A 19,158-nucleotide genomic window follows, 5' to 3' on the forward strand; every position below is an offset into this window, starting at 1 on the left:
TTTGCCTGCTGCAACGCAAAATAGGGGTCCGTGGCTACGCGCCACCGACTTCGCGGTTCAGGTAGAACTCTCCCATCGCCTGGCGAACCTCTTTGAGATCATCCGCCCTTCCAAAGACCGTGAATATCCGTGAGCCCCAGTCAGCGCATTCCTCTGTCCAATTCAGACGCGGCTGTGACTTGCGCAGGTCGGCGAGCAGGTTTCGCACGTACCAGAGCGAGCAGAGATCCACGGGAAAGTTGCAAACAGCTCCGAGCTCAGCGTCCCGAGAACACAGGCTCTCTTTTTTCCAGGAATGCACGTTGGGCCTCCTTGGCATCTTCGGTCTTCGAGATGACCGCCGTCATATCCTGCTCATAGCGGTACCCATCGCGCAGCGTCATGTCCTCGATGGCGTTGAGCGTCTGCTTCGCCATGCGGGTTGCCACTGGGCTTTTCGAGGCGATCGCTGCAGCCAATTCGATCGCGAGCGGCCTCAACGCATCGGCCGGCACACAGGCCTCCACGATTCCGAGGCGATGCAGCTCGGCACCGCCGACGCGATGCCCCGTCAGCACCATGCGGCGCAGAAGCGAATGTGAGAAGAGCCGCATCGCGTGGCTGGCGCCTCCCATAAGGCCGACGTCGATCTCGGGGAGACCGAAGGACGCCGATTCGGAGACGACGACGATGTCGCAGGATGCGACGATGGCAAGGCCGGCGCCGAGCGCTGCCCCGTTGACGGCCGCCACCACGGGCTTGGTGCACTCCCGGATCGTGTGAAAGCACTCTCGCGTCCTCCTCGAATGCGCTTGCAGGTCGCCAGGCTCCTTGAGGATTTGCTTGCGACCCTTCATATCGGCACCGGCGCAAAATACTTTGCCTGCGCCGGTCAGCACGACACTGCGGATCTCGTCGAGCTCTGAGATCAGATCGAGCGTCGCTGTCAGTTCGTCCGAAAGAGTTCGACTCAGCACGTTCACCGGCGGGCAATTCAGCTCAATCAGGGCCACGCCATCGCTCACGGCCACATTCAGTTGCGTTAACGCCGAAAGGCGCGACACGGATTCTGCAAGCATTTCGTCTCCAGCCTCTTGCATCAGATGATGCTGTGCTGTTTCAGGGTCACTGCCTCGCCCGGGCCGATGCCGAACTCCGCCAGTATTTCCTTCGTGTGCTCGCCCAGTTGAGGCGGAGGCCTATCGTGGTTGGATCCGGCGCCATCGAAGCGAAACGGACTCATGACCAGTTGCAAGGCCCCGGCAGCCGAATGTTCCACGGTCTTCACCATCTGACGATGACGAATCTGCGGTTCGTTCAACGCCTCCGGAATCGTGTTGATCGGGCCGGCAGGAACACCGGCTCGCGCCAGGCGCTCTAGCCAATAGGCGCGGGGCCGCTGCCGCAAGGCAAGCTCCAGCATCGGCTGTAGGGTCTTCTGGTTCTCGACCCGCTTGCCGTTCGTGCTGTAGCGGTCGTCGGACGACAACGAGGTCAAGCACAGCACCGTGCAAAGACTGTCGAACTGGGCATCGTTGCCGACGACCAGAACGATGTCGCCATCCAGGCAGGCGTAGACCTTCTGGGGCTGGATGTTGGGATGAGCATTTCCGGTGCGCGCCGGCGTGCGGCCCGACAACAGCGAGTTCATCGCCTGGTTGGACAGCAGGTTGACCGCAACGTCGAGCATGGCAATGTCGATGTGCCGGCCCTTGCCCGACACCTCGCGACCGGCGAGCGCGGCGTTGATCGCGGTCGATGCGTACACACCGGTGATCAGATCGATGATCGGGACGCCGACCTTCTGAGGACCCGCACCCGGCTCGCCATCGGGCAGACCGGTCACGCTCATCAATCCGCCCATGGCTTGGATCAGGAAGTCATAGGCGGGCAAGGCGGCGCGCGGCCCGGTCTGGCCGAAGCCCGTCACGGAGCAGTAGATCAACCGATCGTTCACCGCGGACAGATCCTTCCATCCGAGACCATACCGGTCGAGCGTGCCAACCTTGTAGTTCTCCAGAACAACGTCAGAGGTCGCCGCCATCTTGCGAACGATGGCCTGGCCTTGTGCGGTGCTGAGATCCAGCGTAATCGAGCGCTTTCCGCGGTTGGCAGCCAGGAAGTAGCCTGCCCCGGCCGGCGTGCCGTCCTTAGCCTTAAGAAACGGCGGCCCCCAGGCGCGGGTGTCGTCACCCACGCCGGGGCGCTCGACTTTGATGACATCTGCGCCCAGGTCCGCAAGAATCTGGCTGGCCCATGGTCCGGCGAGCACTCGACTGAGATCGAGCACCCGAACGTGCGAAAGAGGTCCCTTCATACTCACCTACTCCGGCCTAACGCCGGCAAGCTTTGCAACGCTGGCCCACCGCTCGGCCTCGCTGCGGATGAAGGCCCCGAATTCGTCCGCACTATTGGGCGCGATTGTGATTCCCAACTCCTCCCACCTCGCCTTGATAGCGGGCTGGGCTAGCGCCTTCATGATCGCCGCATTGAGCTTGTCGATGATCGGCTTAGGCACGCCGACGGGTGCCACGACACCGAACCAAGTGCTGACATCGAAGCCGGGCACGGTCTTCGCCACCGCCGGGACTTGCGGCAGCGGCTTGAATACCTCCATCGTCGAGGTCCCGAGCGCTCGCATCTGTTTTTGCCGTACATGCTCGACGACCGCCGTGGCGGTCTGGAACGAGATGTCCACCTGCCCTGCGATCTGGTCAACGATCGCCGGCCCTGCCCCCTTGTAGGGCACATGCAGGAGGTCGATGCCGGTCTCGTGCTTTAGCAGTTCCATGTAGAGGTGCGGCGAGGTTCCGATGCCGGCCGAGGCATAGCTCAACTTGCCCGGCTTCGCCTTCGCATAGGCGATGAGTTCGGCCACCGAATGAATGGGCCTGTCGGGATGAACGACCAGCAAGGCGGGCATCTTTCCGACCAACGCCACCGCAGCGAGATCCTTCACGGGATCGAAGCGCAGATCCTTGTAGACGCTAGTCGCCATCGTGCTCGAAATCGGATACATGGCCAACGTGTAGCCGTCCGCCGGCGCGCGCGCAGTGGCTTCCAGCCCGATGTTTCCGCCGGCGCCGGCCTTGGTGTCCACGATCATTCGCTGGCCGAGTTCCGCGTACAGGCTCTCGGCCAAGATGCGCGCCAGAATCTCGGTCGTTCCCCCGGAAGGGAACGGGTTGATCATCTTGATGATTCGATCGGGGTAGACACCCGATTGCGCCATGGCAGGTGCCACGGCCAGCGCCATCGATGACGACAGAAAAGTTCGGCGAAGCATGGGCGCGCCTGGTATCAACGCTTGACGAGATGCTCGCTCACAAATCGGGCGTTTCGCTTGGCAGCCTCGATCTGGAAGTCCTTCTGAGAATACAGCCCGATGTGGGTCACCTTCTGCATCACGGAAAGCTCCTTACGAACCGATCCGATCTTGTTGAACGCGTCCACTTGAAGGTCCCAGGGCGTGTGCTCGTCGCCTTCCACCACCAGCATCTGGATCGGCGTGTTCAGATTGCGCCTGAGATAGTCGTTCACCGAGTATTGCATGAGGAGCTCGGTAGATTCCATCGTGCTGCGCCCCTGATAGTTCGGCGCAAATGTTTCGGCCGCCGAAGAAAAGAACTTGTAGGAAGTCGTGAACGGCCAGGTGCACAGCGCCTGATCCGGATCCGGCACGTTATGCGGAATGAGCTGCTCGGCTTCACCGCGGGCGCGCCGTTCGCGGTCTTCCGCCAACGCCTTCTCGAGCTTCGCGAAGCGACCCTTGCCATAGCCATGCACCAGCCGCATCGACTCGTAGCCGTCTATCACCGGAATGATCGAAACGGCACAGCGAATGCGGGCATCGATGGCCGGCAGTATGAGGGCATGGCCACCTGAGTAGGAAATGCCCCACACGCCGAGGCGCTCCGAGTCGATGCCGTCGAGCGTCGCCGCGTAGCTCAACGCATTGCGGTAGTCCTCGATCTGGGCCCACGGATCGATGTGTTGACGGCGGTCGCCGTCGCTCTCGCCGAAGCCCCGGTAGTCAAAGCGCAGCGTTGCACAACCGATGGCCGCCAATTCGGCGGCGTAGGTCGGCATCACGATCTCCTTCACGTAGCACCAGCCGCCCGCCATGACCAGCAGGGGATGCGGCCCGGCTCCGTCCGGAATGTTCAGCACGCCACGAAGAGTGACGCCCTTGCTCTTGAACTCGACATTCTTTTCCATCTCAACTTGCTCCTTGGTTGTGGTTTCTTGGAAGGCTCGCAACCTTGCGAGGCTTTCACTCGGGTCGCAGTCTAAGCAGCGGGGACAAGGCGTGATAGCGACTCACACGTATTGCTGGTATGCACCGTCAACATGCGGGTTTACCCAGTCCTGCAGCTATGTACCGAACCGCATGACTGCCATATCGATCCCGAGGCTGCCATCGACGATAGGGGCATATCAAACTCTGGAAAAAGCCACATCTCATTCCAAAATGACCTCGTCAATTGCTGAAGACTTCAATTCAATCTCGGAAGTGAATCATTTCGCCGACAGTGCCCGCGAGCTGCTTCGGTCGGTCTCCCCGCTTTCCCGTTTGAGGGCAATGCGGGATCGAACCCCGCGTTTCGAAAAATCCGTCTGGCAGTCGCTGGCGGCAGCGGGATGGACATCGATCCTCGCTCCTGAGGCGTCGGGCGGGCTCGGACTCGACCTCCGATACGCTTGTGCGGTGGCTGAGCAGGTCGGGCGGCATCCGCTTCCTGAGCCATTTCTGGCCGCAGCCATCCAGAGCGTCGCCCTGCTTTCCGCCCTCCCGGAGAGTGCACAACGCACCAACCTTCTGTCCGGCTGCATCAGTGGCGACTTGGTGGTCGGCACCGCATGGCAGGAGCGCGCAGGACAGTTGGAGGCCGGGGAAGCGCTGGGGACTCGCGCCGTGCAGACGGTCGGAGGCTATGAGGTGCATGGCGAGAAGCATTGGGTGGTTCCCGGCGCAGGAGCGGATGGCTGGCTGGTGTCGGCTAACGATGGCGCCACGCCGCTGCTCCTCTGGATTCCGGCGTCGCGCGCTGGGCTTGAGGCGCATGACCTGCGACGCGTGGATGGCTCGTCCTGCGCATCGCTTTCGTTGAAACGCATCCAGGTCGGAAGCTCTGATCTTCTCGCCTGCGGCGAGCAGGCGCTCGCGGCGCTCGACCGCTCGCTTGATGTCGCCCGCGTTGCTCAGGCTGCCGAACTGCTAGGCATCGCGCGCGCCGCGTTCGACATGACGCTCGAGTACCTCCGGACCCGCGTGCAGTTCGGCAGGCCGATCGGGGCGAACCAGTCGCTGCAGCACAGGATGGTGGACGGTTATGTCCAGATCGAACTGGCGGCGGCCGCGCTTCAAGAATCCTTGTCACTGGCGCAAGGCGACTCGCGTCAACTCGCAGCCGCGGCCGGCCGGGCCAAGGCCCGCTGCTTGCGCGCTGCCTTGCATGTCACCCGCGAAGGCGTGCAGATGCACGGCGCAATCGGATTCACGGATGAATACGACCTCGGCCTGTACCTGAAGCGGGCGCTCCACCACGCGGCGTGGCTGGGCTCCGAATCGGCGATGCGGCACCGCCATCACATGAACTTCGACGTCGAAAGCCTAGACGCCACCCAGGCTGTGCCGCGGCCGCAGGCTGCCCACGGCCTCGGCCAAGACTTACATGCCATGGCCGATGCGGACTTCAGGGCGACGGTGCGATCGTTCCTGCAGGCCAACTATCCCGAAGCGCTGCGCCATCCATCGCACCGGCTCCACTGGCACGAATGCAAGGATTGGTATCTCACGCTGTCGCGCCAAGGCTGGCTTGCGCCGGCGTGGCCCCGCGAGCACGGCGGCATGGGCCTTGGCGGCGAGAAACTGCTGGCCTTCATCGAAGAAATGGAAGACTGGGGCGTCGCCCGACTGCCCGACCAGGGAATCATCAACTTGGGGCCGGTGCTCCTGCGCTTCGGTACCCCCGAGCAGCAGCAGGCGTATCTGCCCAAGATCCTTTCCGGCGAGCACATCTGGTGCCAGGGCTACTCCGAGCCCAACGCGGGATCCGACTTGGCCGCACTCCGCACGGAAGCCGTCCTCCACGGCGATCGCTTCATCGTGAACGGCCAGAAGATCTGGACCACCCTCGCCCAGGATGCGACCCACATCTTCGCCCTCGTGCGCACGGACAAGGCCATTCGCAAGCAGGAAGGCATCAGCTTTCTGCTCGTCGATCTCTCATCCCCGGGCGTGTCAGTCAGACCCATTCGCAATATCGCCGGCGAAGAGGAGTTCTGCGAGGTCTTCTTCGATGAGGTATCCGTTCCACGCAGCAATCTGGTCGGGGAGCTCAACGGCGGCTGGGCCATTGCCAAGGCCCTGCTGGGCTTCGAGCGTATCTTCGTTGGCAGCCCGAAGACCCCGCAGAACGCATTGACTTTGCTGCGCAAGGTGGCGCAGGCACGAGGACTCTTCGGCACCGACATCTTTATGGCCCGCTACGTCCAGCTGGAGCTTGATGTCGCAGATCTGAAGGCAAACTACTCGCGGTTTGCCGACCTCGTGAAGCGAGGCGTCGATCTCCCGCCTTCGGTCTCGGTCCTCAAGATCTGGGCCAGCGAGACCTACACCGCGATCACCCGATTCATGTTCGAGACCTGCGAGGAACCTGGCGCCATCATGGGCAACGCGGACATCGGTGGAAGGACGGTAAATGTGACAGCGCCGCTCATGAATGCCATGATCACCACCATCTATGCGGGATCCAACGAGATCCAGCGCAACATCCTGGCCAAGGCCGTGCTGCAGTTGCCTGTCTGACACTTCGACGCTTCAACGCAGGTGCGCGCTCCAGAAGTCATCGCTGCGATCGAAGATCTCGCGGATCGATCGCGCGACTTGGCGAGTTGCTCGCGACGCGGGGCGGGCCGTGGTGGTTCCGAGCACGATCGCACGCTCGAACTCGGGCTCCACGATCTTCGAGACCTGCAAGGTCCCCGCTTGAACTTCTTCGAATGCGACATGCGCCGGCAGCACAGTGTAGGCCCCACCGAGGCGGGTCACGGCCTTCTGGATCTGGGTCGAATCGGCCTCGACCGCCACGTTGAGCGTGATGCCGGCCTGCTTGGCCATGTGATCGAGGGTCAGCCGAACGCCGCTCGGCGCCCCAGGAAGAACCAATGGCTGACCGTGCAGGGCGGAAAATCTCACCGTGGGTTCGGCGGTCAGCGCGCTGCCAGGGGCGCCCACGACATAGGACGATACGTGCACAAGCGGATCGACCTCTGCGAGGCGCATCGTTCCATAGCGATATGGCAGGCCCAGATCAATAAACCCGTTGGCCAGCCACTGGTCAATCTGGCCGCCCGATCCTTCGAAAATCTTCAGCTTGATCGCCGGAAACGATTCGCGCAGCTCGAAGAACAGCGGCACGCAGAGTACCATGTAGAGCGAAGGCAGCGCGCCCAAACGCACCTCTCCGCTCGGCAATCGGGCGCCATCGGTCAATTGGGCCGTGAGTTCGCTGGCTTCCTGCAGGAGCGATGAAATTCGCGGCAGAATGGATTCGCCCAGCGGAGTCAAGGTCACGCCGCGTCCGTTTCGGTGAAAGAGCCGCCCACCGCACTCGCCCTCGAGCCTGGATACCTGCCGGCTGATGGCAGGCTGTGGCAAGCCAAGTGCCCCGGCTGCGCGCGTTAGGCTCCCCTGTTGAACGACCGCCAGGAAGATTCGCAGCCGCTCGAGGTCCCATTGAACGTGTTTTGTCATGTTGAGTGGAGAGTCTTGGTCCTGCGACGGGTCTCGCGCCTTTTCAACTAGACATCAAGGGGGCAGTCCCCTTGTCGAAGGCCGACTACGGATCGTGACGCGATCAGCCGACCGCTGCCGAATGCCCCGCCCATCATTGAAACCCCCTCGCTTCCCTAGCGCGGAAATGTTGCCATCATTCCGTTTCCGCGCGTCGCAAGAACCGGCTGCGAGCCCGTCACTGTTGCGATCTTGCCGCTCAAGGCTTAGAGGTCGAGTTCACAAATTCTGCTACCCAACCAATACCAGAGCAGCCACCCAAGGACAAGGACGGCAACGCAGTCCTTGTCCTCGAGGAAAAACAAGAAGGAAAGACCCAGCCTGTCAGTACCCCGCGCGATGCTCACGGCTGCCAACATTCAAAGCTCTTGCCCTCCGCTTGCATGAAGAAGTTGCCCTGTGAGCCACCCCGCGTCTTGCGACGCTAGGAAGACAACAATATTGGCGACGTCGCTCGCAGTCCCTATTCGGCCCAGCGCGACACGCGACTTCAGCATCTCGCGGATGCTGTCAGGAAGCATGTCCGTGTCCGTCGCGCCTGGCGCTACGGCGTTCACAGTAATGCCTCGGTTGCCCAAATGCTGCGCCAGCGCCAGCGTCATTCCGTTAACTGCGGCCTTGCTTGCCGCGTAGGCCACAAGGGTCGGGCGGGCACGCACGGCGCTCATTGATGACACATTGATGATTCGTCCGTCGTCTCGAATCCTGCCGACTGCATGCTGAATCACGAAGAACGGCGCCTTCACGTTTACGGCGAATATTTCGTCGAACTGGCCTTCGGTGGTCTCTTCAATGGTGAGGACGGGAGAAATCCCGGCGTTGTTTACCACGATGTCCAAACCGCGCCGCCCTGTGTGAACCTCCAACTCGCGATCGAGCGTATCGAACATCGATGCAACTTCACTCGTTTTGCTCACGTCGGCACCGATCGCAAATGCTTTGCCGCCCGCCGTGGAGATTTCGCGGACGATCTCCGCGGCCGCTGCCTCGTTGCGGTTGAAGTGCACCGCGACGGTCGCTCCCTCGCTGCCGAGGCGCAGCGCAATTTCTTTTCCGATGCCTCGACTGGCGCCGGTGACGAGGGCGACTTTGCCCTTGAATCTGTTCACTTTGATTCCTTACTTAAAAAGGGGCTGACTGCTCAGCCGACGATTTGCAAGGGGTCGGTGCGCCATACCGTTCCACGGCGGAGAACTTGCCCTGCCATGCGGCCCCACTTCGAACCGTCTGAGAAAGCAGCGCTGAGGTTGGAGCCATCCTCAAACCAGAGGTTTGCGAAGACTTGCGGCGGGTCATCCTCATATGCAAGTCGCTGCCTGTGAAACGTAGCGGACACGTAATCGATCGACCATTGGACGCAACCGCTGGCAACAAGCGCCGCTTCCAGTGCCTCAAAGTCACGGTCCTTGGAAAGACAGCCCGCCAGCATTGCCTTGGTCATACCAGGCCACATTTGACGCGCTCCTCCCTGAACCCTGCACAGAGTGATTCCATCCAGGAACCGCTCTTCGTCCTCCGGCAAAAGCGTTCGGACGGCTTCGCCCTTTCCAGCTTCGGCCATCGATTGCTCGTCGCGAAACTCGAGCTCCACAATCCCGTCGCAGTCGAAGCGCTCACCGCGAACCCAAAGCTCCTCAGACACGCGGTTCTGGGTGTAGCGGGCGATGCCCGGCATCGTCAGGGCAATCGCGGCATGTGGCCCAGCCCAATGGTTGGCGAACCTTTCAAAGGTCCAGTCCCGACGTCGCCGCAACAAGCTGCATCGTTTTGCGGCTTCGCCAGAGGGTGATGTTGGCATCATTTTTGTGATCACTTGTGATGTATGTCGGTCGCTGCAACGAATGGCCGCGCGAGTTGGATAGGCCTCAGAACACGTATTCCCGGGCAAACACGCGCTCCAATCCCCCGGCGATGAAGTGCCCAATGTCGTGAACGATCTCCTGGCGCCCTCGCTCCGAGTCGAAGTAGCGGTGCCTCATGGCATCCTCATCGGGGAAGTGCAAGTCCGAAAAGCCGCGGATCGCTGGCGCCTCTGGCGTCAGACGGGCGTCCACCCAGTGGCGGGCGTAGCGCGCCATACCCACATGCACTCGAGTAGCGAGGCCCGAATGGTGCGCCCACATGCGCTTTGCGGCTGCGTCGGGCAGATCCTCGAAAAGATACAAGCCGCGCAGGAGCTTGTAGCCCGGCGTCGGCCGGCCAGCTTCGAATCCGGCGCGATGTAGCACCGTGTGGGTCTCAACGGCGTACCCATGACCCAGCGGCACTGAAACGGGCGCATCTCGTCGCAATTCGTCGATGAAGGTCCGCAGTGCGTCGCCGTTTTCGCACGTAGTTTCGATCACGGCGTCGTATTGGTCCCCGGAGTTCGACTCTGCGGACCCGTAGAGTGCTAAGCCGGCCGGCGCGGTAGTCGCAACGTTGACGATGAGCTCGCCAGAGCCTGCTCGCGACGGCGCAAACTCGCTCACGAGCCATTCCTTAAACAGTTCCGCCTTGCCTGCAGAGGCCTGTAACAACGTCATCGTTCGCATGATTTACCTTATTGAGTAGCCGCCATCGACCAAGTAGGTCTGCCCGGTGATGAAAGAGGCGCGAGGCGAAAGCAGAAAGGCGATCATCTCGGCAATTTCCCCGGGCTGCGCCATTCGCCCGATGGGGTGCAAATCGGCGATCGCAGCGCGTTCGGCTGGATCGCGATCGCTGAGAAGCGGGGTGTCCACGTATCCGGGCGCCACCGCATTGACACGCAAATTCTGTTGCGCGTAATCCAAGGCGGCCGACTTGGTCAAGCCAACGACGCCATGCTTGGCGGCCGCATAGGCTCCACGTCCCGCCATGCCGTTCAGCCCGAGGATGGACGCTAGGTTGACGATGGCACCGCCCCCGCTTTTCAAGATCGCAGGAATCTGGAAACGCAGCGAGAGGAAAGTGCCTGTCAGGTCGACGCCGACCACGCGGTGCCAGATGTCGATGTCGAGTTCGCCCACCGGAGCTAAGGGTGACGCTATGCCGGCGTTGTTCACTGCAAGATGCAATGCGCCAAAACGCTGTACGGTCTGCGAGATCGCGGCTTCCATAGCCGTCGGGTCCGTCACATCGGCGCTTAGCGCGAGGCACTCAACCCCGTGGTCGCGAAGCGAGTCCGCGACGCGCTGCGCGCCCGGAAGGTCGAAGTCGACCACCACCACCCAAGCGCCGCGCCGGGCTAGGACATCGCATGTCTTCGCCCCAATGCCGGAAGCACCGCCGGTAACCAGCGCGATGCGGCCAGCCAGTTCCTTTTCCAAAGTCATGCAGGTCCAATCAGGTTCGCAAGCCGCTTTGCCGCGGGAAGGCCCTGGGCTTCACGCTCGGCTGTAGCAACTACAGCGTTAGTCTATGTCTAGTTTTACCGTGTGCGACCGGGTACTAACCCTATGCAACCGCGTTAGACATTAACAACAGCCCGAGAGCCGATTTGCGTTACCCCCGTGCTATTTGTCAGAAAATCAATGCATTGACTAGCGCAGTAAAACTGTTACCAGGTGAGCAATGAACCGTCCAACCAACCCACAACCCGCTCAGAAAACCGATTCGGAAGACGGCTTCGCTGAGCGAGAGCAACGCGGCATTCAGTCCATCGAAGTCGGAGGGGAAATCCTCAAGGTGCTCGCCTCCGAGCCGCGGCCGATGGCCATGCGCGAACTGGTGAAAAAGGCCCAGATGCCCTCGGGCAAGATTCATCCTTACCTGGTCAGTCTCAGCAAAGTGGGCCTCGTGTCGCAGGATCCAGTCACGGGGTACTACAAGGTAGGGCCTATGGCGATCCGACTGGGTCTTATCGGCCTCCAGTCACTGAACCCCATTCGAGAGGCCATGCCTTTCGCCGAAGCGTTGGCGAGCGAATCTACCCACAACGTGGCGATGACCATCTGGGGCGATCTGGGGCCGGTGGTTGTTCAGATGTTCGATGGCGCCTATGCGCTCCACACCAATATGCGCATCGGATCGCTCATGTCCCTCGCCGCGACCGCCACCGGAAGACTGTTCGTCGCTTTTTTGCCCCGTCAGATGGTCGATGGCATGCTTTTGGACGATCGGATGCGATTGGGTCCCAACATCGCGGAGCCGCTCGATAAGAAAATGGTGGAGGACCTGATTCAGGAGGCACGGGAGAACAGGATGTCCAGAGGCGTCAACTACCCTACGCCCGGCATCGCTGCGTTTTCCGCGCCGGTCTTCGACTACACCGGCAAGATGGTCTTGGCAGTCACCCTGTCGGGCCCAACCGGCATGTTTGATACCAACTGGGACGGTAAAGACGCTAACGCGTTGCGACTCTGTACTGACACGATCTCCGAACGGCTTGGAGCTCCTACTGCAAGGTCGGTCGCGGTCGCGGTCTGACATTCATTTCGAGTTGGCTGCGGGCGCTGCTTTCGCCGCCTCAGGATCTTCGAGCGGTCACAGCTGCCCGCGTCGCTGCGCGCTTTGTGCACCACGTTTTTTTCTTCATTGAGGCGTCGCACCGCCGACCGTGCGGTTGCCTACATCTCACTCTCTCTGCGGCATTGCTCCTTGCCCCCGACCCCTCGCCTTAAAAAAACCAACGTCGGCCTGTTGCCCTCCGTCGAGGAAGCTGCGCCCGTGTATGTGAACAACAGCCCGAATGGCGCAACCTGTTCAACCAAGCCCCGCTCCGAGCGCTTGTTTATGTCTATCGCGTTTGTATAGGGTTAGTACGAACAAGGAGTTAGCGGACTAGACATAGACTATTGCTTAAGCGGCAAGCGTCCTGCTGACCGCATAGAGCTGGAGAGTCCATGTCAAAAGCACAGGTGGTCGAGTGCGACGTTTTGGTCCTCGGATCAGGTGTCGCCGGGATGTCGGCGGCAATCACAGCCGCCTCGAGAGGTCTCAAAGTCCTCATCGCGGAAAAGGCGCCGTACTACGGCGGAACCACCGCGCGGTCGGGGGGCTGGCTGTGGGTCCCAAATACCCACCTGGCAAAGGCCTTGGGGCATAGCGAGAGGCCCGACCAAGCACTAACCTACATCCGCGATCAAGCTGGCGAAGGTTTCGACGAGCCTCGGGTACGCGCCTTCCTGCAGAACGGGCCCAAGGCCATTGAGTTCTTCACCTCGAAGACGGCCGTGCAGTTCGACATGCCGTTGATGTTTCCCGACTACCACGCCGAGGCGCCCGGCGGCGCACAAGGCGGCCGATCCATGGTCGCACGCCCGTATGACGCTCGCGAACTCGGGGATCACCTCGCGACGCTGGGACCGGTGTTGCCCGAACTGACCGTGTTCGGAGTGACCATCGGCTCGGGCAAGGACATCATCCACTTCATGCGCGCCTCGCGATCGCTCGAGTCCGCGTTGTACGTAGCGAAGCGCCTGAGTAAGCATTTTCTTGAGGTGATGAAGTACGGCCGCGGCATGCTGCTGACGAACGGAAATGCGCTCGCCGCCCGTCTGGCGAAGTCAGCGGCCGACCTCAACATCGAGTTGTGGTTGTCGGCCCCGGCAGTCGACCTTGTGCGCGACGGTACTCGGGTCTCCGGCGCTGTGGTGCAGCGGGACGGCCAACGTGTCACCGTTCACGCGAGGCGTGGCGTGGTGATGGCCACCGGTGGATTCCCGCACGATATTGCGCGTCGCAAGGCCACCTACCCCCATGTCACAAGCGGTTCAGAGCACTGGTCACCCGCGCCGCAGACAAACGTAGGCGATGGCGCTCGCATGGCAGAGGCAGTGGGCGCGCAGTTCGACGACACATTGAGCAACGCGGCCGCTTGGACCCCGATGTCGCTCGTGACTCGTAAGGACGGCACGCAGGGGATCTTCCCTCACTTCATCGACCGAGCGAAGCCCGGCGTTATCGCGGTCGACCTCGAGGGTCGTCGATTCGCCAACGAGGCAAACTCGTACCACGACTTGGTACAGGACATCGTCAGGGCCTCGACGGGAAAGCCCGAGAGCGCCTGCTGGTTGATTGCCGATCACCGCGCCATTCGTCGCTATGGCCTGGGCTTCGTCAAGCCGTTTCCCATGCCGATGGCCGCACATCTGCGCAGCGGTTATCTGAAGAAAGGTCGCACGCCCGCCGAACTGGCGCGCCAGATCGGCGTCGACCCTGCCACTCTTGAAGAGACCGTTCGCCGCTACAACGAACATGCGCAATTCGGCCGCGATCCTGAGTTTGGTCGGGGAAGCAAGGCTTACAACCGCTACCAGGGCGACGCGCTGCATAGCCCGAATCCGTGCGTTGCGCCCCTTCGCAACGCCCCTTACTACGCGCTCAAGCTAGTACCCGGTGATCTGGGCTCGTTCATGGGCCTGAAGACCAACCAACATGCGCAGGTGTTGGATGCCAGCGGGCGCGCGATCCCAGGCCTATACGCGGCCGGCAACGATGCAGCGTCCGTCATGGGCGGCGAATACACGGGCGCCGGAATCACCCTCGGTCCTGGTCTCACGTTCGGCTATATCGCCGCCAACCACCTTGCCGACCAAGCTGCCTCCACGCCCGTATCTCCGCCCGCAGAACGACTGCACGCAACCCTCTGAACCCTCTCAAGGAATTTCAATGAATCTCACCAATCTCCTCGAAAACAAACTTGCGCTCGTCACTGGCGCGGGCCAAGGCAACGGCCGCGCGATCGCAATCGGGTTGGCTAAGGCCGGTGCCCGTGTGATCGTCACGGATGTGAACGAGGACAACGCGGCCACTACTGCCCACCTTATTCACGAAGCCGGCGGGCAGGCCGAAAGCCAGCGCCTCGACATCACAGACGCCGATGCCTGCAGCTCGGTTGTGGCCGACATTGAAGGCCGGATCGGGCCGCTGGACGTGCTCATCAACAATGCCGGCATTTTGATTCGTGGCGGCATCGACAGCCCAGACGCAGCGCGCAATTCGCAGCAGGTGATGAAGGTCAACTACGAAGGCAACCTCAACGTGATCCTCGCGTGCCTGCCCGGCCTGCGTCGCTCGAAAGGCACCATCGTCAACGTCGGATCCATTGCATCGTTCATCGGCTACGTCAACACCATGGGCTACGCGCCCTCCAAAGGGGCGATCAGGCTGTTGACCCAGTCGCTGGCCGCCGAACTCGCCAAGGACGGAGTGCGAGTGAACGCTATCGCTCCGGGCGTGATCGCTACGGAAATGTCGGCTCACAGTCGCGCTGACCCCGCAAAGATTGAGCGCCTGCTTGCACGCGTGCCCATGGGGCGAGTCGCCGAACCCGAAGAACTCGTCGGGGCGGTCCTCTTCCTCGCATCTTCGATGTCCACCTACGTGACCGGTATCACTGTGCCGGTCGACGGTGGATTCCTGGCCGCATGACGCGCAAATCCAACTAGCGCGAACCCTCACCATTTCATAACGAGACATCCAGTCCAACCTCAGGAGACTTTCATGCAAGCGAACATTTTGACCCGCCGCCTGGCAATCGCTGCCGCTGCTTCGCTCTTCGCACTGGGCGCCATGGCCCAGGCGCAAGAGATCAAGCTGGGCTTCAACGGCGACCTTTCAGCTTCGCCATCTGCTCAGAGTGGCGCCGCCGGCGTGCTGGGCATCCAGGCAGCCATCGACGACATCAACGCCGCTGGTGGCGTCAACGGCCGCAAGCTCACACTGGTGATCCGCGACGATCAATCGCAGCCTCCGAAGTCGATCCAGAACATGAGCGACCTGATCGACAACGAGAAGGTGGTGGCAGTTTTCGGCCCGACCAACTCGGGGAACGCCATGGCGTGGAAACACATCGCCAACCAAAAGAAGATCGTTTCGATGGGCATGATCGGTGGGGGTACCGATATCACGAAGTCCACGGGTGGTGACAACTACATGTTCCGTGTTTCGATGGTTGATCGCGAGCAGGTAGCCGGTCTCATGGCCTACGCAAAAAAAGCGGGCTACAAGAAGGTAGGCCTCATGGCAGAGACAACAGGCTTTGGATCCGGTGGCCTGAAGGATATGCAGGAAATCGGGAAGCTGCAGGATCTAGACGTGTCGGCTGCCGAGCGCTTTGCAGTTACCGACACCGACATGACCTCCCAGTTGAACAAGCTCAAGGCCTCCGGCGCCGAAGTGGTATTCATCTGGGCCCAGGGGACCCCCACGGCGCAGGTAATTCGGTCCATGGAGAAGATCAACTGGTTCCCGCCCGTGATGTCGTCATGGTCCGCAGACAACGTAACTTTCTACGATGCCGCCGGGAAGACGCTGGCCGAAAAGCCAGTCTTCATGCGTACGATGCTCGATCCGAGCACGCCCAAGCAAAAAGAACTGTTTGAGCGAACCAAATCCAAGATGGCGGCGCCTAGCGCCTTTCCTTTCGTCGTGCACGGTTACGACGCGGTGCAACTGATTGCAGCGTCGATCAAGCAAGCAGGCGGAACCGATGGCGAGAAGATGCGCGTGGCTCTGGAAGATCTGAAGGAACCGGTCCAAGGCGCTATGAAGACTTACACCAAGCCGTTCTCAAAGTCCCAGCACGAAGCACTGACAGCTGCAGATTTCAGCTTCATCAGGTGGACTGGCGGCAAGCTGAGCCTGGCCGCAGACAGCACGGCGAAGCAAATCTCCGCAGCCGACATCAAGCGCTAAGCGCCTGCCCAGGAGAGTGGTCGCACGGCTGCAATCCACATTTAGGAGACTCTGATGGAAACTGCACTCTTGCAGGCGTTGCTCAGCGGCCTAGCCGTGGGCGGTGCCTATGCGTTGGTGGCGCTGGGTTTCAGCATCACCTTCACGACCACCAAAACTTTGAACTTTTCGCACGGGGAGTTTGTCTCCGCAGGAGCCTTCATCGGGATGAGTGCGCTCTTCCTGATGCTAGGCCTACCGGTGACCTCGACGACTTTCGGAGCTGCCCTGCCCGACTTCGGTGCGCAACTAGTGGCTCTGGTCGCGGCGCTCGTGGTGATGGGTCTCCTGGGCTGGTTGCTCTATATGGTCGGGGTGCGCCCCTTCGCCGGGCGGCCGGGCATGGCATGGGTCATGAGCACGCTGGGCTTCGGCGTCATACTCCAGAGCATTGGACTTGCAATCTGGGGACCTAAGCCGGTTGTAGTGCCGGGCCCCGTCGGCGATGAGGTGATTCGGATTCTGGGCATCGGCGTGCGCCCACAGGAGCTGCTTACGCTGGGCGTCGCGATCGCAGTCATGATTGTGTTCGACTGGGTGATGAATCGAACGATGGTCGGCAAAGCGATGCGTGCTGTGGCGGCAAACGGCAACGTCGCCAGCCTCATGGGCATCAACACCAACGCCGTGATGATCGGCGCATTCCTGGTCAGTTCGGCCCTCGCCGGCCTGTCCGGCTTCTTGTTGGCGCCGATCGCCCAAGCTTCCCTGTTCATGGGTCTGACGGTGGGCTTGAAGGGCTTCTCCGCCGCAATGGTCGGCGGCCTCAGCAATCCTCGCGGCTGCGTCATCGGGGGCTTTGCCCTGGGTGTCCTCGAGTCCCTCGTGAACCTCTGGCAGGCGCAGTGGCGCGAAGTCGCGATCTTTGCCCTCGTCATCGTGGTGCTGGCATTTAGGCCAACCGGCCTTTTCGGCAAGCCTTTCGTGGAGAAGGTATGAAATCCGCAAAGCACCTCGTCGGCGTAGTGCTCGTCACCGCCGGGCTGATCGGCGCCACCTCGCTGCTCGGCAACGATTTCTACCTGCGCATCGTCTTCATGATGTGCGTGTACTACCTCTGTGCGGCAGGCATGAATGTCCTGGTGGGCTACGCCGGGCAGAAATCGCTAGGTCAAGCCGGGTTGTTTGCAGCGGGTGCCTACGCCGTCGCGCTGCTGACGACACGAACCGAGATGGATCCTTGGCTCGCACTGTTGGCGGCAGCGGTAATTTCAGGCCTCTGCGGTGTATTGATCGCATTGCCGTCGCTTCGCGTTAAAGGTCCGTACCTGGCCATGGTGACCCTGGCGTTCGGCATCGTCGTCGAGAAGCTCGTAGGCGAATGGACCGATGTATTTGGCGGCGCTCAGGGAATCTACGGCATCAGACCGGTGACCTGGAACGGCCAGCCGCTGTCGTCAGTTCAATGGGTGTGGTTCGCGCTTGCGCTGTGCGCGATCACTCACCTGCTGCTTCGAAACCTAATTCGAGGCCGTTTCGGTCGGGCGCTGCTTTCATTGCAAGCAGACGAGATTGCGTCCTCATCGGTCGGGGTTCGCGTATATCGCGCAAAGGTCATTGCCTTCGTCATTGCGGCGGTGACCTGCGGGATCGCCGGAGCACTGGTCGCGCAGCAAAACCAGTACATCAACTCAGACTTCATCACGTTCAATCTGTCCGTCTTTATTCTGCTTCTGGTTCTTTTCGGCGGCTCGGGATCAATGTACGGGCCACTCGTAGGAACGGTGATCTTGACCACGATTGACGCCCTGCTCTCGCGCTGGCCCTCCGCACAGCACTTTCTTTATGGGTTCCTGCTACTGTTCGCGCTATACGTGATGCCCGGCGGGGTGACCGGCATGGTTGGCTCCTGGTTCAAACGGCGGGAGAAGGAGGAGGTGCCCAAACGACCCGTAGCCGAACACGCCACACGCATAGGCCCGGCCGCAAGCGGAGAACTTCTGGTCGTGGAAGGTGTCACCAAGGCATATGGCGGCGTGAAGCCTGCGCAGAACGTGTCATTCCGCCTCCAGCGCGGTCATATCCATGCGCTGATCGGGCCCAACGGTGCCGGAAAGAGCACGATGATCAACATGCTGACGGGCGTGGTGGAGCCAACCTCGGGATCGATCAAGTTCTTAAACGTCGAGATCTCTGGAAAGCCCGCTCATTCGATCTGCTGCATGGGTATGGGACGCACGTTCCAGAATCTGCGCCTGTTCGCGGATCTGTCCGTGCTGGACAACGTGATGCTCGGCCGGCACACCCGAATGAAGAACGGCTTCTTCGCTTCACTGTTGTCTCTTCCGGGAGCCAGGAAACAGGAAGCGGCGACCCGTGAACGAGCCTTGCAGCTGCTTGAGTTGGTCGATCTGGTGCACCTCGCGCACCAGCCGGCGGGAAGCCTGCCCTACGGCCTGCAGAGGCGCGCGGAGCTGGCACGTGCGCTGGCGACCGAGCCGCAACTTCTCCTGCTCGACGAACCGGCCGCGGGTCTCAATCCGCAGGAAACCGCAGAGCTCGGTCAGCTGCTGTTGCGCATCGGCAAGTGTGGCGTGAGCATCCTGATGGTCGAACACCACATGGACCTGGTGATGTCCGTTTCGGACCACGTCATCGTACTGGACTACGGCATCAAGATTGCGGAGGGTAAGCCCACGGATGTGCAGCACAACCCTCGTGTCATCGAGGCGTATCTGGGAGTCGACGATGCCGAACCTGAACCTGAACATGAACCTGCACAGGCTGTTGCCGCCTAAGGG

The 19,158-nt window shown here is 61.3% G+C and carries 16 protein-coding genes; 7 read left to right on the forward strand and 9 right to left on the reverse strand.

The window, feature by feature from the left end:
- Window positions 1-257 precede the first annotated feature (257 nt).
- From QTI17_RS32825 to QTI17_RS32840, 4 genes are read right to left on the reverse strand one after another with little or no spacing between them, the layout of a single operon-like run.
- Window positions 258-1,058 carry an enoyl-CoA hydratase/isomerase family protein gene (locus QTI17_RS32825; RefSeq protein ID WP_286538188.1) on the reverse strand — a complete coding sequence of 267 codons (801 nt, stop codon included), beginning with the start codon at window positions 1,056-1,058 and terminating at the stop codon, window positions 258-260.
- Between the two features lie 20 nt (window positions 1,059-1,078).
- Window positions 1,079-2,296 (reverse strand): CaiB/BaiF CoA transferase family protein, encoded by a 1,218-nt coding sequence (locus tag QTI17_RS32830; RefSeq protein ID WP_286538191.1) that lies wholly within the window; start codon window positions 2,294-2,296, stop codon window positions 1,079-1,081.
- A gap of 6 nt (window positions 2,297-2,302) precedes the next feature.
- Window positions 2,303-3,265 (reverse strand): Bug family tripartite tricarboxylate transporter substrate binding protein, encoded by a 963-nt coding sequence (locus QTI17_RS32835; protein WP_286538193.1) that lies wholly within the window; start codon window positions 3,263-3,265, stop codon window positions 2,303-2,305.
- Window positions 3,266-3,279: 14 nt separating this feature from the next.
- Entirely contained in the window at window positions 3,280-4,197 is a 918-nt protein-coding gene (locus QTI17_RS32840) for an alpha/beta hydrolase (protein ID WP_286538195.1), read from the reverse strand.
- A 253-nt stretch (window positions 4,198-4,450) separates the two neighbouring features.
- Between QTI17_RS32840 and QTI17_RS32845 the strand changes: the two genes are divergently transcribed.
- Window positions 4,451-6,790 carry an acyl-CoA dehydrogenase family protein gene (locus tag QTI17_RS32845; protein ID WP_286538197.1) on the forward strand — a complete coding sequence of 780 codons (2,340 nt, stop codon included), beginning with the start codon at window positions 4,451-4,453 and terminating at the stop codon, window positions 6,788-6,790.
- Between the two features lie 12 nt (window positions 6,791-6,802).
- Here the strand turns inward: QTI17_RS32845 and QTI17_RS32850 are convergent, their stop codons facing one another.
- The 5 genes from QTI17_RS32850 to QTI17_RS32870 all read right to left on the reverse strand — a co-directional run bounded on the left by QTI17_RS32850 (window position 6,803) and on the right by QTI17_RS32870 (window position 11,073).
- Complete coding sequence (locus tag QTI17_RS32850) at window positions 6,803-7,738, reverse strand: LysR family transcriptional regulator (RefSeq protein WP_286538199.1); 936 nt, start codon at window positions 7,736-7,738, stop codon at window positions 6,803-6,805.
- A gap of 398 nt (window positions 7,739-8,136) precedes the next feature.
- Window positions 8,137-8,886, reverse strand: a complete 750-nt coding sequence (locus QTI17_RS32855) for an SDR family NAD(P)-dependent oxidoreductase (RefSeq protein ID WP_286538200.1) — start codon at window positions 8,884-8,886, stop codon at window positions 8,137-8,139.
- Window positions 8,887-8,918: 32 nt separating this feature from the next.
- A complete protein-coding gene (locus QTI17_RS32860; protein WP_286538201.1) occupies window positions 8,919-9,590 on the reverse strand; it encodes an EthD domain-containing protein in 672 nt (223 codons plus the stop codon).
- A gap of 52 nt (window positions 9,591-9,642) precedes the next feature.
- Window positions 9,643-10,311 (reverse strand): hypothetical protein, encoded by a 669-nt coding sequence (locus QTI17_RS32865; protein WP_286538203.1) that lies wholly within the window; start codon window positions 10,309-10,311, stop codon window positions 9,643-9,645.
- 3 nt (window positions 10,312-10,314) lie between these two features.
- Window positions 10,315-11,073, reverse strand: a complete 759-nt coding sequence (locus tag QTI17_RS32870; protein WP_286538206.1) for an SDR family NAD(P)-dependent oxidoreductase — start codon at window positions 11,071-11,073, stop codon at window positions 10,315-10,317.
- A gap of 238 nt (window positions 11,074-11,311) precedes the next feature.
- Between QTI17_RS32870 and QTI17_RS32875 the strand changes: the two genes are divergently transcribed.
- From QTI17_RS32875 to QTI17_RS32900, 6 genes are all read left to right on the forward strand, one after another.
- On the forward strand, window positions 11,312-12,166 hold the full coding sequence (locus QTI17_RS32875; RefSeq protein ID WP_286538208.1) for an IclR family transcriptional regulator: 855 nt from the start codon (window positions 11,312-11,314) through the stop codon (window positions 12,164-12,166).
- Between the two features lie 416 nt (window positions 12,167-12,582).
- On the forward strand, window positions 12,583-14,331 hold the full coding sequence (locus tag QTI17_RS32880; RefSeq protein ID WP_286538210.1) for an FAD-dependent oxidoreductase: 1,749 nt from the start codon (window positions 12,583-12,585) through the stop codon (window positions 14,329-14,331).
- Between the two features lie 19 nt (window positions 14,332-14,350).
- The gene (locus QTI17_RS32885) at window positions 14,351-15,112 is read left to right on the forward strand and encodes an SDR family NAD(P)-dependent oxidoreductase (protein WP_286538212.1); all 762 of its coding nucleotides are present in this window, start codon (window positions 14,351-14,353) and stop codon (window positions 15,110-15,112) included.
- 72 nt (window positions 15,113-15,184) lie between these two features.
- Window positions 15,185-16,378, forward strand: a complete 1,194-nt coding sequence (locus QTI17_RS32890; RefSeq protein WP_286538214.1) for an ABC transporter substrate-binding protein — start codon at window positions 15,185-15,187, stop codon at window positions 16,376-16,378.
- A 54-nt stretch (window positions 16,379-16,432) separates the two neighbouring features.
- Window positions 16,433-17,356 (forward strand): branched-chain amino acid ABC transporter permease, encoded by a 924-nt coding sequence (locus QTI17_RS32895; protein ID WP_286538216.1) that lies wholly within the window; start codon window positions 16,433-16,435, stop codon window positions 17,354-17,356.
- The gene (locus QTI17_RS32900; RefSeq protein ID WP_286538217.1) at window positions 17,353-19,155 is read left to right on the forward strand and encodes a branched-chain amino acid ABC transporter ATP-binding protein/permease; all 1,803 of its coding nucleotides are present in this window, start codon (window positions 17,353-17,355) and stop codon (window positions 19,153-19,155) included. The genes QTI17_RS32895 and QTI17_RS32900 overlap by 4 nt, the downstream gene beginning before the upstream one ends.
- The last annotated feature ends 3 nt before the right edge of the window (window positions 19,156-19,158 follow it).

The organism is Variovorax sp. J31P179 (assembly GCF_030316985.1).
In the GTDB taxonomy this organism is placed as follows: Bacteria; Pseudomonadota; Gammaproteobacteria; order Burkholderiales; family Burkholderiaceae_C; genus Variovorax; species Variovorax ginsengisoli_B.